Consider the following 15,101-nt stretch of genomic DNA (forward strand, 5'->3'; position numbering starts at 1 on the left):
TCCCCCCTCATATTTTAGAAAATCTTACACCATTCATCCCGTACATATAAGCAATAAAAAAAACTGGTATAAGTAACTATATTCATAATAGGACATCTTTTATTACTTTTATTAGTTTTATTAACCTTCTCTAATTCGACAATAATTGACAAAAACCGGGAAGCGACAGGCACCTACACATGCACCAAAATCCCCATTGAAATGTGTCAAAATTTGGTTTATTGTATAAAAATATTCCGAAAATACAAAATAGAAGGAGATTAACACTATGAGACTAACAAAACTATCATCACTAGTATCATTTGCCCTTTTGCTAAGTGTATTTGTCGTAGCATGCTCCAACACTTCAGGCACAGAAGAAGAAACAAAGGCTAATGAGGAAGTAAAAAAAGAGCTTCATTTACTTAGTAGTGACACAATACCTACAATGGATGCTCACATGGGGACTGACGTAATATCCTTTCAATTTATAGGTGCTACAAAAGAGGGGCTATACCGCCTTGGTGACAATTTGGAATTAAAACCAGGGATTGCGAAGGATCACACAGTAAGCAAAGATGGTTTAACGTGGACTTTTAATCTTCGTGATGATGCGAAGTGGTCAAACGGGGATCCTGTAACAGCACATGACTTCGTTTATGCATGGCAGCGCGCGGTAAATCCTGATACTGGATCTGAGTATGGACCGTATTTGATGGGTGGTGTCATTAAAAACGCTACTGCTATCAATAAAGGTGAAAAGACATTGGATGAACTAGGCGTTAAGGCTAAGGGAGACCACATGCTAGTCGTAACACTTGAAAAGCCTACACCGTATTTCAAATCGTTAACTACCAGAAGTACATTCATGCCTTTCAATCAGAAATTTATTAAAAAGCAAGGTAAGAACTATGCAACAAGTACCGATACGATGTTATTTAATGGTCCTTTCAAGCTAACGAATTGGGAAAGTACGGCGAGTTCTTGGAATTTAGAAAAGAACCCGAAATATTGGGATGCAGAAACGGTACAAGTAGAAAAGATGACATTTGATGTTGTCAAAGATCCGCAGACTGCTGTCGATTTATATGAAGCTGGTAAGGCTGACCGAGTAGATCTAACTTCAGATCTGGTCGATAAATATGCTTCACATAGTGACTTTGCAGTTACACCTGAAACGGCATTGTTTTATTTGAAATTCAATCAGACAACCTCAGATGCACTAGCGAATGTTAATATTCGGAAAGCACTGAGTAAAGCGATTGATAAAAAATCAATGGTTAACGAACTGTTAAACGACGGATCCATTGTTTCAAATGGTTTTGTTCCACAAAATTTCGCTAAACATCCTGAAACAGGTAAAGGTTTTCGTGAAATCAATGGCCCTTTAGTTACATATAATGTGGAAAAAGCACAAGCATTATGGCAAAAAGGCTTAAAAGAAATAGGAAAAGAAAAAGTGGAACTTGAGCTTTTATCTAGTGATGGTGAAGTTACAAAAACAACTACCGAATATATTGCTAATCAATTGGAAAAGAACCTTCCTGGATTGTCGATTGAACTAAAAAGAGTTCCATTTGAACAACGACTGCACGCAGACACAACAATGAATTATGATATTGAACTTGCTGGATGGGGCCCGTCCTATCTTGACCTGTATACATGGTTGGATCTTTGGTTAACAGATGGCGGCAACAACAAGATGGGATACTCTAATAAAGAATATGATCAATTAGTAAAAAGTACTGTAGATGAATTTGCACTTGAGCCAGTTAAACGTTTTGAAGCTTCCCTGAAGGCCGAAAAAATATTAGCCAAAGATGCTACAGTCGCTCCATTGTATCAAAGTGGCCGTTCACAGTTAATCTCGCCTAAAATAGAAGGCGTAATTAGCCGACCATTCGGTCCAAAATATGAGTACAAATGGACACGAGTTGCGCCAACAGAATAGTTCAATAGAAAGGATAGAAGAAATATGAATCATACATCAAAGCCTATTCAGGTTTATCGAGGAGATTATATAGAAAGCACGCATGATGTGCACATTGCTGTAGTTACAGCTAAAGGGGACTTGTTAGCTTATTATGGAGACCCACATAGACTCACATTTGCCCGGTCATCTATGAAAGCCTTGCAAGCTGTACCAATTGTAGAGTCACATGCACTGGAGGAGTACGATCTAACAGAAAAGGAATTAGCATTGTTTTGTGCTAGCCACAGCGGCGAGCCTTTCCACAGGAAATCAGTAGAAGACGTGCTGAATAAAATACATCTGGAAGAAAAGCATCTTCAGTGCGGGACACACATCCCCAGAGATATAGATAGCTATAACAAGCTGATAAAAAGCGGAAAGGAACTTACACCTTTTTACAGTAATTGCTCTGGAAAACATTCCGGAATGCTCGCGGGATGTGTCAAACAGAATATGGATGTGGATACTTATCGCGAAGTATCACACCCTTATCAACAACAAATTATAGATGTCATTTCAGATGTAAGCAGTTACGAAAGGGAAAAAATCATGACCTCTGTCGATGGCTGTGGTGTACCTGTTCACCGGATCCCACTTTATAATTTAGCGATGGCTTTTGGGCGTACAGCTTCACCTAACGACTGGGATGATGGAGAGCCAAAAAGGAAAAAGGCTTTAGGTCAAATTAGTAATGCAATGGTAAATTTCCCTGAGATGGTTGCAGGTACAGATCGATTTGACACCGATTTAATGAGAGAATACCAAGGTAGATTAGTAGCTAAAGGAGGAGCGGAAGGGGTTCACTGTTTTGGTGACCGGCAAACTGGTATCGGTGTAGCTGTAAAAGTAGCCGATGGAAATGCCAGAGGAACCAGTGTAGCTTCCATGCAAGTATTACATGAGTTGAAAATTGGTGACCAATCAGTATGGGATCAACTAGAAACGTATTACCATGCCCCTGTTTTAAATGCACGAAAAGAAAAGATTGGAGAAATAAAAGCGTCATTTGAATTGAATTTTATCTAGGCTGCATTCCCAAAGATTGTTGCTTTATAAGAGAATAGATATAAACTGTGTCATAGCATACCGCTCCGGAAACATGGTATCTGGAAGCAGTACTATATTGCTCCCTTCACTATTACGGCAGTTGATTGGAGCGGAGGACCGTTGACTCCTGCGGGAACAGCACGAGTCTGAAGACCCCGCAGCGGTGGTCTTCCGCGAGGAGGCTGAAGCCGTGCCCGCGGAAAGCAACTGTCCGCAGCGGAAATCAATAGCACTTACGTCGCAATATATATCAACTACGATGATGAAAAGCAACAATGCGTATGAAAAGAGCCTTTATATTAAGATTGGTCATAGATGTACATGAAACACTAAACAAGGAATTGGCGGGGTGACCGTCAATTCCTTGTTTAGTATAATATTCTACTATTATCTTTAAACCTGGTTTCGGTTACCTGGTCCCTTGATCACCCCACTCTATTACTCGGCAACATTCACCTAATATCGGAAATCGACAAACAACTACCAGTTTTACAATATAAAACCTCATTCCGTATTATTGACTTTAATTTGCAAACAATTTATACTTTTCAATATATACAATGAAAGCGCTTCACACTTTTACTACTCTAATACATAATTTTATAGACTTATGTTTGCGAAATTTATTAAAAAAATAGGGAGATGATTATTTGGAAAACTCATTGGATGAACTAATGCGATTCGAAGCTTCTACTATATATGACATTAAAACAACTGCATCTGGGCCTCAAGGCAAACTTCCACTTACGGATCAAATGCTTCGAAATTCTCCTAGTGGTAATTTATTTGGTTTATCTCAAAATGTTGGAATGGGATGGAAACCTACTAATTTAAATGGTAAACAAGTATTGTTGTTAAGCACACAGGGAGGTATAAAAGACTCGAATGGTGACCCAATCGCATTAGGGTATCATACCGGCCATTGGGAAGTTGATATTCTAATGAAAGAAGCTGCTGGAGAAGTGAGTAACCACCTAGGTATCCCTTTTGCCGCTTATGTCAGTGATCCGTGTGATGGCAGGTCACAAGGAACCACCGGGATGTATGATTCCTTTCCATATCGTAATGATGCGGCTACGGTTTACCGACGTTTAATACGTTCTTTACCAACAAGAGAAGCTGTCATTGGAATTGCTACCTGTGATAAGGGGTTACCTGCGATGATGATTGCACTAGCATCAATGCATGAGTTGCCTACTGTTGTAATTCCAGGTGGCGTAACGCTTCCTCCTTTATACGGAGAAGATGCTGGAAAAGTTCAAACAATTGGTGCTAGATATTCCAATGATGAACTTAGTCTAAAAGAAGCATCTGAACTAGGCTGTCGGGCTTGTGCAACTTCAGGTGGTGGATGCCAATTTCTAGGAACGGCCGCTACAGCCCAAGTGGTTAGTGAAGCACTCGGCCTTTCGATCCCGCATTCCGCATTAGCACCATCCGGGCAAGAGGTTTGGAAAGAAATGGCCAGACAATCAGCACGAGCTGTAATAGCAATGGAAAATCAAAACATAAATACGAAAGATATCATTACCGATGCTTCGATTAGAAATGCAATGGTGATCCATGCAGCATTTGGTGGATCTTCCAATCTACTACTTCACATTCCTGCGATTGCACATGCAGCTGGATGCTATATACCAACTGTTGAAGATTGGAATGAAATAAATAGAAAAACACCTAGACTTGTTAGTGTACTTCCGAACGGCCCTGACTATCATCCAACGATTCGGGCATTTTTGGCTGGTGGTGTTCCGGAGGTAATGTTATATCTACGTCCATTAGGGTTATTGGATGAGGATGTCATGACTGTAACTGGAAAGACCTTGCGTGAAAACCTTAACTGGTGGGAACAATCGGAACGGAGAGTGAAAATGAAGGAAAGATTAAAAGAAGCCGATGGACTAGAAGCAGACCAGGTAATCATGTCACCTGATCAAGCTCAAGAACGAGGCTTAACATCAACTTTCACTTTCCCTACAGGAAATATCGCACCTGATGGGGCAGTAATCAAGTCCACATCAATTGACCCTGAAAGACTAGACGAGATGGGTGTTTATTATCACAAAAGTGAAGCAAAAGTATTTACGAATGAACAGGATGCAATAGAAGCAATAAAAAATCGGGATATTCAAGAAGGCGATATTATGGTCCTTACCGGTTGCGGTCCACTTGGAACAGGAATGGAAGAAACCTATCAAGTTACTTCTGCACTAAAGCATTTATCCTATGGAAAATTTGTGACTCTATTAACAGATGCACGTTTTTCCGGGGTTTCTACGGGGGCTTGCATTGGTCATATTGGTCCAGAAGGTCTAGCAAACGGTCCGATTGGTAAATTACAAACAGGAGATATAATTGAAGTTAGAATCGATGCGACTAACCTCACTGGGCACCTCCATTTTCTAGGAACAAAAGAAAAGGAAGTTTCTCCTGATGAGGGAAGCCAAATACTTAATCGCAGACAACAAAACAAGCAAATAAAACCTTCCCCTAATCTTCCAGATGATACCCGTTTATGGGCTGAATTACAAAAAGTAAGTGGAGGAACTTGGAAAGGCAGCATTTATGACGTTGATCGGATTATTAAAGTATTGAAAGCTGGAGAGGAAGCTTTAAGTAAAAATCCTATTGAAAATAAGTAAAAGTTTACGTAAAAAGGATTCCCATTATGTTTATAATGGAGATCCTTTTTGGTTACCATAGGTACCATTTCAAGCCAACGATAATTAGTACAAAACTTGTAGTGCAAAGACCTTCATTATAAGTTATCTTTGTAGTAGTGGATTTTTTATCAACATGAGGAGGGACTTTTAATTGGACCTGCAAGAAGCATATAAAGTATTAGGTGTTTCAGAAAATGCTACGGAAAATGAAATAGAGAACCAATACATGACCTGGGTTAGACGGGATAATGCACACCAAAGCCAAACTGGAACAGAGAAGCCCTTTGATTTTGAGTTAATAACAGATGCCTACAATGTAATTAAATCATACAAAGAATATGGTTCAAAATCCCCGCAGGAGTTTGATTCGTTTCGGGAAAGAGTGGAACATTTCTTCCGCTATTATAAGATTCATATGCTTGTTGTCATCATTCTTATTATTGTATGCGGTTCCATTGTCCAGGCTGTCGTTGATCATCGTCAGGATGAGAAAGCATTGGCATCCCTGCCACCAGAAAACCTAAGCATTATGCTATATGGTGGGTACTTCAGTCCCGAAACAAACACAACTATATTGTCTGAAAATGTCTTGGAAGTAATTCCTTCCTGGGATCGAGTAACAATAACCTTGAACCACCTAATTACTAAGGTTGATGATTCTATGGATGTTAGTTACCAAGGAAAAAATGCTGTACTATTTGCAACTAGTAAGCCAGATATATACATTATGGATAAGGAGAATTTCAATCGTCATGTAAATAGTGGAATGTTTCAGCCCCTAGATCAATTAGAACCATCTCTTAAAAATTTCTTAGACAGCAAAGAGATGATTTATGCGGAAACAATAGAAAGTTCGACTAAACATTTATATGGGGTTGAAATAACAGACACATCTTTCTTCGAGGGAATACAAGTAAGTAAGGATGAAAAGGTTATTGCTGTTAGAGCAGATGCTAAACATAAAGACAATGCGATGAAATTAATTTTGGAGTTAACAAACGAAAATGAGTAACCTTAGGGCCATACAACAACTACTTTCAGCTGTTGTATGGCCCTTTACCACATTTAGAAAGTCTGTTTTCTAAATGTTTGTTGTTATTAAAAATTGTTACTGTCTAGGAAGATGAATGCACATCAGCAGTGGAAATATGCGAGACTCCTGCGGGAAGAGTAAGCTACGCAAGACCTTAGCTATGCGAGGTACGAGTGTCTAGCTACGGCTCCTAGCGCCTAGCAAATAGTTAGTCATGATGAAAGTAGGGACAAATCACCCTACTGTTCACATGCCTATCTATTTGTACGCCGCAGAGCAGTCGCCTCCGCTTTTCGTAAGAGCTGAGGAGGCTTGCGGCTTCCCCGGCGGCAAAGAAGACACTACGAAAAGCGAACAACGTGAGTTTGAGTAGATGTCGCACTTGTACCCGGAGTGGTGAAAGCGAGTATATTTCCACTGCGGCATTAAACAACCTAAGGCATTCCATTCGGATAAACCATCACCTTAATACTCTCTTTCTTATTAACCCTTGCTTTTTCCATTGCTTCCATCGTTTTCTCCAGTGGATACCGATCTGTTATTAATGACCTCATATCAGCAATACCTCGCGATATAAAGTCCATTCCTTGCGTATACGTGTTGGAATATCTGAATACTCCATAGACGTCCAACTCATTATCAGCTATCAATGGAACATTTACGCCAATTTCATCTTGTGGAGGTAGTCCAACAATTGCTAACTTGCCACCACGCTTAACAACGGACAGCGCAGCTTGTAATGCTTTAGGATTACCCGCCGTTTCAAAAGCAGCATCAACCCCCACATCATTAGTTAGCTGTTTTACAGCTTGAATTGGGTCTTCTTCACGAATATTAATTGTTTGTGTAGCACCCATTCTTTTTGCAGCTTCTAAACGTTTTTCTTCCAAATCAGTTACAATAATCGTCGATGCTCCAAATGCTTTTGCAGCAGCAATTGCTGTTAGGCCAACTGGCCCCATTCCCATAATTGCTACAGTAGAACCTGGCTGCAAATTCACACGTTTACACGCATGAATACCTACTGAAAAAGGTTCATTTAATGCAGATTCTTCAAAAGATAAATTATCAGGTATTGGAAACAAAAAATCTTCCCGGTGACTAATATACTGAACGAAAGCACCATCAACTGGTGGTGTTGCTAAGAATTCTACTTCAGGACAAAGATTGTATCTACCTTCTTTGCAGTAGCTGCATCTGCCACAGGTGATGCCTGGTTCGATGGCAACACGGTCTCCTATTTTAAACTTTGATACCTTTTTACCAACTTGTGCAACGACACCTGCACATTCATGTCCTAAAATAATTGGTTTCTCGACTACATATCTACCAATCTTTCCGTGCTCATAATAATGTATATCTGATCCACAGATTCCTACCGCCATTACCTTCACTAGAACTTCATCTTCCTTAACGGTTGGTATAGGAATTTCCTTTATTTCAATTTCTAATGGTTTATTCATTACTGCCGCTTTCATTGATTTTGGTACTTTAAGCTTTTCGACCACAGGATACCCTATCCTTTCCCCTCATTAAATTAACCTAAGGAAGAAATCTTGTTCATCCTTAGGTTATAAGACTATCTTCTTGCTTCACCCTGTACGGACATTTTCACCTGTTAATCAGTTGAAATCTGCAATCTTCCAAAAGGAGTTTTTCGGCATATGATTTACATCAAAAACAAATGGCCAATTTTTTCTCTCTTTTACTGGAAAGTTATCTAACCATGTGTATTCGTCTGTTGCTCCCCAAAAAGTAACAGATGTAATGACGTCAGCGTATTCTCTGAATAACTTAAAAAACCCTTGGTAACGTTCTGCTTGCAGTACTTTCATTTCCTCTGTTGGTTCAGTAAAATGTGTACGTTTATCATTAAAGTTAAAGACAGATACATCCATCTCTGTGATTTGTATTTTCATGCCTAAAGAAGCATATTTTTCTATAGCTTTTCTTATTTCATCATAAGATGGACCTGTTAAATTCCAATGCGCTTGCATACCAATACCATGAATTGGTACTCCCTTGTCTACTAACCCCTTAACCAACTTGAAAATTTTATCACGTTTTTCAGGATTGGATTCATTGTAATCATTATAGAAAAGTGCAGCATCAGGGTCTGCCTGATGAGCATATTCAAAGGCTTTATCTATAAAATCATCTCCAATAATAGATAACCACTTTGAATCTCTAAGTATATTTTTGCCACTATCTGTTACTGCTTCATTAACGACATCCCAGCTGTAGATTTGTCCCTTATATCTTTCCATTACTGTTGTAATGTGTCTTTCCATTCGTTTTAACAGTGTTTGCCTATCTACTAATTTCCTGTTAGCGTCCGTGAATATCCAATCGGATGTCTGGTTATGCCACACTAATGTATGACCTCGAACACTTTTCCCATTCTCTTTCGCAAACGAAAGAATCTTATCAGCAGTTTCAAACGTGAAACGGTCCTCCTCTGGGTGTAGAGCCTCAAATTTCATTTCATTTTCTGCTGTAATACTACTAAAATGCTTTTTAATTATCTCTTGCTCCGAATTCAGCGTCATAGGGTTCACTGCTGCACCAATATGGAAGTAATCTTGATACACCTTATGAAGTGAAGGTATTTCCTTGCCATTTTTATGATCTGACATCTAAAACCTCTCCTTAAACGTTAATTACTTTCTTGGCATCCAAATTTTAAAGTTCCCACTTATGGCCAACAGCGAAAATAAATAGAGACAATTATCGTAATACCTTCTCCCACCCTTACGTAATGGCGTATCCAAGAATAACTCTACACACTTTCGGGCATTGGGACCTGTTGTTGCCAGTGAAGCCATTGCATTTGAAGCAACTAACCCAACAGGATGTAGAGACTTTTCCTGAAAGGGCTCTCCAGCTACGGTATATCGACGGAAATCAGAAGGGTCTTTATCGACAAAAAATTGCTGTATTTTTCCTGTTATTTCAGTAGGGCACTTTCCGTCTCCAAACCACTCGTAATCCAAGCCTATATTACAAGCGACGCGATAAGAATCGCTATAAAAGTGACCGTAACCATTATCATCATTTGGCGTCCCATCATAATAAGCATATTCTGGTGCTAGCCCCGTATCAGGATGACAAGCAATTCTTAAGTACTCCCTACTTGCACCGGCAGCATCTTTCCAAAACTGTCTATCTTCTGGATAAGCCCATAATGAAAACAGTTCATAAAAGTGTGGTAAATGATAGGATGGATCAGAAAACTCTACGTTTGGTACAAATTTAATCAGTTTGTTTTCTGGATTCCACATCGGATATCCTAAACCCTCTTCCCCTTTATGGATACATGTGTGCAACAGATCTTTTGCTTGTTCACTGTAATTAAATGGTTGACTACCATCTCCCCAGCGATGTGAAGCAAAAAATAATGCCAACGCAAAATATTCTTCTCCATCTGGCGCTGGACCATAAGAACGTTTTGAGCCATCCGTGTTACATGACCATGCAAAATAGCCAGCATTTTCTCCTTCTGTCATGTACATATTCTTATAAGTCCATTTCCAAAGCCGATCAAAAACATCCTGTTTGTTCAGCTGTACAGCCATCATCATTCCATATGACATTCCTTCAGTACGAACATCTATATTTCCTGTATCTAGCATGTAAGCTTCATCGTCCCCAACTGTATAGTATATTTGCGTTTCTTCATGTTCATCAGAAAATAGTTTGTCCCATGTTTCATCAATTCTTTTCAAAATTTCTTCCTCTGAATACCCATATTCCTTTAATAAGTTTCTATATTGGCTCTTGTGAAAAGCGGCCTTGTTCATTATAGTAAACCCTCCACTAAAACAGTTTAATTTAAATGAGATGTTATTATAGTACTTGGAAATTTTGTTGGACTGGGACAAAATGTATGGGAATGCTGGGAAATATCTCGTCCAGTACCTCTGTTAGATATTTCATACCAGGTTCTTCACTTTCCGCATGACCTAGTACAATTAATGACTTGTCTTTCCCAAAGCAAATAGAATCCCGTACATATTCTGGCGTCTCCCATTCAGGTCCTTCACCATAAATGACTAAATCAAGATTTTCATTTTCAAAAAGTGAAATGGCATTAGATCCCCTATACCCTACCAATAAACCAATTCGGGTACATGGCATGGATGTCTCCCCCACAGAACGTACAAAATCAATTCCTAGTTTACGTTTTACGTACGCTGCGATTTCTTCAACAGTCATTGAAGGTATCGTTAAAACTGTCGCAGTCGCTTGATTCTTTTCAACGTATGACTCCCACTCAAGCGATTGAAGCAAACCTTGCATAATACCATCAGGCTGATAGCGATGCCAATAATCGTGAAAACGATAAATTGCAATACCTGAATCGTTTATTAGTTTGTATTTATCATCATAAACCTGACGTTGCTCGAACTCATCATTATCCCAGTGGCTGTAAAATACCCCTTCGTGTGTAATTAAAAGGTTTGATCCCAGTTCGTTCGCTTTTTTAATGACATTGTACGTAGGCATAAATGACACAGCAATTCCTGTTACTTCTGTACCTGGAGAGCCAAATTTTAATGTATCGACTGTATTTTCAATAACTCCCACCGGTCTAGTTAGTCGATTAATTACTTCTTGTATGGTAATTCCCACACTGTCACATCCTTTTTTACATACTAAAGGCGTTGTCGGTTACATCCATTCGTACTCTCGTGAAATTCCCTATCTTTCAAAACGGAACCAGCCAAAATCGAAATTACTTCCTGGAAGGAATACGAATGTTACTTTTTGTATTCCTGTTATTTTTTCCAGTTCAAATACTCGTTCTTCATATCCGTCAGTTTTCTGGAACTCTACGATTTGATTATTCTCGCCTTCTTCACTAGCAAATCGCACATGGATCGTATTCTTATCGATAGGCGATTTACCGTTAATTAATAGTTTCGTAGTCCCTTCGCTAGTAAAGTCCATTTGTTCAAACTCTAGCGAAACGTTATTTCCTATACCTTCGACACTATTTTCTGTTATTGAAAACGTGTCCCCATAGATATGGTCACATTCTACAGCTGAATTTCGTTCAAAGGCTCTATTTTTCTTTTCAAAAGAGAACCCTTTGATATGTACTTTCTGATTCAGGACGAAACAAATCGACGTAATACCTTGAAGTCTCTTTGACAAGCGATAGGTTTCTTCTTGGTACACATTCCATTTGGATTCCTTTTGATAGATTACATCCGCTAGTAATTCACTTCCTTCTTCATCAGGCATCCCTTCCCAAATTTGCAGAGAATACTCCTCACTTGATAAGGCAAAAATCGGAATCGTAATGGTGTCAGACCCATACGTACCAAAATTAACTTCACGAAAACCTACTTGCGTTTCTCCATCTCTACTTGTTGCTAAGCCTCTTTCATTTCCGTTTCCAACTTCCCCTTTACTATAATCATAGAGTCCCCCAAATATAAATCCATATGGGTCTTTGTAAGCTGTACCAAGGCCCTCTGCCGTAAATTCTAACTCAGAAATTAATTTGGTTCTGTCCGTACCATTCTTACTCGTACAACGAAGGCGGAATTCTCCATCACCCAGCGCTGTTACCTTCGCTTCATGGCCATTCGTTTCAACCTTTGAAATGTTTGATGCAATCCCTACATCATTCACGACACTCCACTCTACTTCATGGTAAGAAGTATCTTCAGGGTATAATTTTGCTCGCACGACCTTCTCTTTATTTGATTCATCAAACACTTGTCCAAAATCGCTGATAATTTCTAGTTTACGAAGCGGTATTTCTTCCTCTTTTCCCATAACTATTGGTAAATGTTGATTCTCCTCATTTACAGATACCCCTTCTACAGCGCCATCCTTGACTGGAACAGACTCAACTTCTACCTTCTGACCTTCTAAGCCTTCGGAAATCACCTCAATTTGGACCGAACCGGGTTCTAAAGTTGATCCTATAACAGCCATTAACTTCCCACTGAACAATCGTCTACTAATCCCTTTATATTGATCATAATCCGTGCTATCCCCATTATCCAGACCAATCAAGCGACCTTCGCCAGTAACATTGACAGAAACGCGATTATTCGCATTCTCTACCGGATTACCATTTTCATCTTCCATATTAATTTCCACAAAAAGCAAATCCGTACCATCTGCCGTAAGCTTTTTCTTATCCGCATGCAAACGTACTTTTTTCGCATCACCAAAGGATTTTCTTACATTTGTAGCAATCACTTCACCGTTTTCATCATATGCGATTGCTTTTAATACACCTTGCTCATAAGGGACCTTCCACCATCCAACAAGTTCTGTTCCATGTTTATGGTCAATATCATGCGTTCCTATTTGACTACCATTGAGCTGCAGTTCAATTTTAGGCGCGTTGGAGCAAACTCGTACATCAATCATTTGCCCTTCATTAAAATCCCAATAAGGAAGAATATGCACCATTGGTTTTTTCTTATAATCAGTCCATGCCGCTTGGTAGATATAATACGAATCTTTCTTAAAAGTAGCTGTATCAATCTGTCCAAAATACGCGTTTTTCGTATGATAAGGTGTTGGTTCACCGATATAGTCAAATCCAGTCCAGAGAAATTGCCCAAGTGAAAAAGGTGTATCTCTTTCTGCTATAATACAAGCTTCCGCTGACTTTGCTCCCCAACTTGTTGAACTATTTCCTAGTGCAGAACACTGTTCATCATCATCTGCGAGAATCGACTTTTCATAAGGGAAATGATAAATGCCCCTACTTTGTACAACGGAGGATGTTTCACTACCATAGATAATCCACTCCGGATGTTCCTCATGATGTTTTTGATAATATTTTTCTGCATAATTATACCCGGCTATCTTAACTAGATCTGCACAATTTTGCGCATTTTCCCAAGGCATATAATTGGACCCAATGGTAATTCCCGCATTTTCTTTCGGATCATATTTTTGGACAAACTCCATTAGCATTCTTGTTAGTTCTTGCCCTCGCTCATCTGCATGCGTATCATAAATTTCATTTCCTATACTCCACAGCAGCAAACTCGGGTGATTTCGATCACGCATTACCCAATTTTTCACATCGATATGTGCCCAATCTTTAAAAAACCTTGCGTAATCATAAGGCGTTTTTGATCTTTCCCACATATCAAAAGCTTCCGTAACGACAAGCAATCCCATCTCATCTGCTAAATCCATTAATTCTGCGGCGGGCATATTGTGGGCTGTGCGAATAGCATTTACACCCATATCTTTCAATATCTCAAACCTTCTTTTAAGGGCCGTTTTATTAAACACGGCTCCCAAGGCTCCTAAATCATGGTGTTCACAAACCCCGTTTAACTTCATCTTTTTACCGTTTAGTTGGAAACCTTGATTGGGATCAAGGCTGGTTGTTCGAAATCCAATATTCTGAGATACCGATTCAATTTCTTCCAAATTCTGATTAACTAGCTGTAATTCAGTTTTAAGCTGATAAAGATTAGGCTCATCTGTATGCCATAGCAAAGGATCTTCTAGAAATAGTGTTTGTCGATTAAAATCGCTTCCTGCTTCAATCTTTTCTGAAGTTGTAGCAACCTCCTGCCCTTTGTACATGATTTTATGGGAGAGTTGTACATGTTCATGGCTATTAATTTCTGTGTCGACTTCGACTTGCCATCCATCATCCTGCTGATTGGTTGTTACGTAAATTCCATCCGTTACAATATGATTTTCGCTTCTTGACTTCAGCCATACATTACGATATATTCCAGCACCTGAGTACCATCTACTATTTGGGCTTTGGAACACTACTTTCACGAGAATTTCATTTTCCCCTTCCACAGCCGCATCCGTTATGTCCTGCTCAAAAGAGGAGTAACCGTATTTCCATTCACCAACAAACTTTTGATTGATATATAAAGAAGAATCCATGTAAACTCCATCAAAACATAGGAGAATCTGCTCTCTTTCTTCTGTTGTACATGTAAACTTCTTACGATACCAACCTATACTGTTTTCATATAGATTTAATGTATTATAGATAAGCCAATCATGAGGCAGATCAACCGATTCAAATTCCAAAGTTGTACTATCCGTAAATTCCAGGTTGCTTTTTGCGAATTCCCATCCATTATTAAAAAGTACTTTCTTATTCATGTTTGATAAACCCACTTTCTTCTGGAGCAAGTTATTGTTCAAAGACCCTATTCTTACGCATTGTTGCTTTTTCATCTTCGCAGTTGATATAAACTGCGACATAAACAAAAATCATGTTCAGTGCCCTGCCACCGCTACAGAAAAATCACTACGCTTTCCGCGGGCTTGCGCTGAGCTTCCTCGCAGGAGTCTCCGTGTTTTTCCTTCGCTAGGGGGTCAGCTCATAACTTCAGTGATTGGAGCTGCGGGTAGTCGACTCCTGCGGGAGGAAAGGCATAGGTGAGACCCC

9 protein-coding genes are annotated in these 15,101 nt (G+C 39.3%); 4 read left to right on the top strand and 5 right to left on the bottom strand.

What is annotated here, in order from left to right; all coding sequences use genetic code 11:
* Positions 1-268 precede the first annotated feature (268 nt).
* The 4 genes from LG329_RS07005 (at position 269) to LG329_RS07020 (ending at position 6,673) form a co-directional block, all read left to right on the top strand.
* Positions 269-1,930, top strand: a complete 1,662-nt coding sequence (locus LG329_RS07005) for a peptide ABC transporter substrate-binding protein (RefSeq protein ID WP_404455158.1) — start codon at positions 269-271, stop codon at positions 1,928-1,930.
* Positions 1,931-1,954: 24 nt separating this feature from the next.
* Positions 1,955-2,977: an asparaginase gene (locus tag LG329_RS07010; protein WP_404455160.1), complete on the top strand. Its 1,023-nt coding sequence runs from the start codon at positions 1,955-1,957 to the stop codon at positions 2,975-2,977.
* A 695-nt stretch (positions 2,978-3,672) separates the two neighbouring features.
* Positions 3,673-5,640, top strand: a complete 1,968-nt coding sequence (locus tag LG329_RS07015) for a YjhG/YagF family D-xylonate dehydratase (protein WP_404456460.1) — start codon at positions 3,673-3,675, stop codon at positions 5,638-5,640.
* Positions 5,641-5,812: 172 nt separating this feature from the next.
* Positions 5,813-6,673 carry a hypothetical protein gene (locus LG329_RS07020; RefSeq protein WP_404455163.1) on the top strand — a complete coding sequence of 287 codons (861 nt, stop codon included), beginning with the start codon at positions 5,813-5,815 and terminating at the stop codon, positions 6,671-6,673.
* Between the two features lie 455 nt (positions 6,674-7,128).
* On the opposite strand, the gene LG329_RS07025 is transcribed toward LG329_RS07020, so the two are convergent.
* The 5 genes from LG329_RS07025 to LG329_RS07045 all read right to left on the bottom strand — a co-directional run bounded on the left by LG329_RS07025 (position 7,129) and on the right by LG329_RS07045 (position 14,812).
* On the bottom strand, positions 7,129-8,172 hold the full coding sequence (locus tag LG329_RS07025; protein WP_404456463.1) for an NAD(P)-dependent alcohol dehydrogenase: 1,044 nt from the start codon (positions 8,170-8,172) through the stop codon (positions 7,129-7,131).
* A gap of 144 nt (positions 8,173-8,316) precedes the next feature.
* On the bottom strand, positions 8,317-9,330 hold the full coding sequence (locus tag LG329_RS07030) for an endo-1,4-beta-xylanase (RefSeq protein ID WP_404455166.1): 1,014 nt from the start codon (positions 9,328-9,330) through the stop codon (positions 8,317-8,319).
* 24 nt (positions 9,331-9,354) lie between these two features.
* Entirely contained in the window at positions 9,355-10,494 is a 1,140-nt protein-coding gene (locus LG329_RS07035) for a glycosyl hydrolase family 8 (protein ID WP_404455168.1), read from the bottom strand.
* Between the two features lie 46 nt (positions 10,495-10,540).
* Complete coding sequence (locus LG329_RS07040; protein ID WP_404455171.1) at positions 10,541-11,326, bottom strand: Nif3-like dinuclear metal center hexameric protein; 786 nt, start codon at positions 11,324-11,326, stop codon at positions 10,541-10,543.
* Between the two features lie 69 nt (positions 11,327-11,395).
* Complete coding sequence (locus LG329_RS07045; protein ID WP_404455174.1) at positions 11,396-14,812, bottom strand: glycoside hydrolase family 2 TIM barrel-domain containing protein; 3,417 nt, start codon at positions 14,810-14,812, stop codon at positions 11,396-11,398.
* Between the last annotated feature and the right edge of the window lie 289 nt (positions 14,813-15,101).

This window comes from Virgibacillus necropolis (assembly GCF_044793635.1).
Classification (GTDB): domain Bacteria; phylum Bacillota; class Bacilli; order Bacillales; family Amphibacillaceae; genus Virgibacillus_F; species Virgibacillus_F necropolis_A.

Excerpts from the sequence above, each read along its gene's own strand:
- LG329_RS07015 (WP_404456460.1), top strand. The coding sequence starts at position 3,673 with ATGCGATTCGAAGCTTCTACTATATATGACATTAAAACAACTGCATCT.
- LG329_RS07035 (WP_404455168.1), bottom strand. The coding sequence starts at position 10,494 with ATGAACAAGGCCGCTTTTCACAAGAGCCAATATAGAAACTTATTAAAG.
- LG329_RS07005 (WP_404455158.1), top strand. The coding sequence starts at position 269 with ATGAGACTAACAAAACTATCATCACTAGTATCATTTGCCCTTTTGCTA.
- LG329_RS07045 (WP_404455174.1), bottom strand. The coding sequence starts at position 14,812 with ATGAATAAGAAAGTACTTTTTAATAATGGATGGGAATTCGCAAAAAGC.
- LG329_RS07010 (WP_404455160.1), top strand. The coding sequence starts at position 1,955 with ATGAATCATACATCAAAGCCTATTCAGGTTTATCGAGGAGATTATATA.
- LG329_RS07030 (WP_404455166.1), bottom strand. The coding sequence starts at position 9,330 with ATGTCAGATCATAAAAATGGCAAGGAAATACCTTCACTTCATAAGGTG.
- LG329_RS07025 (WP_404456463.1), bottom strand. The coding sequence starts at position 8,172 with ATGAAAGCGGCAGTAATGAATAAACCATTAGAAATTGAAATAAAGGAA.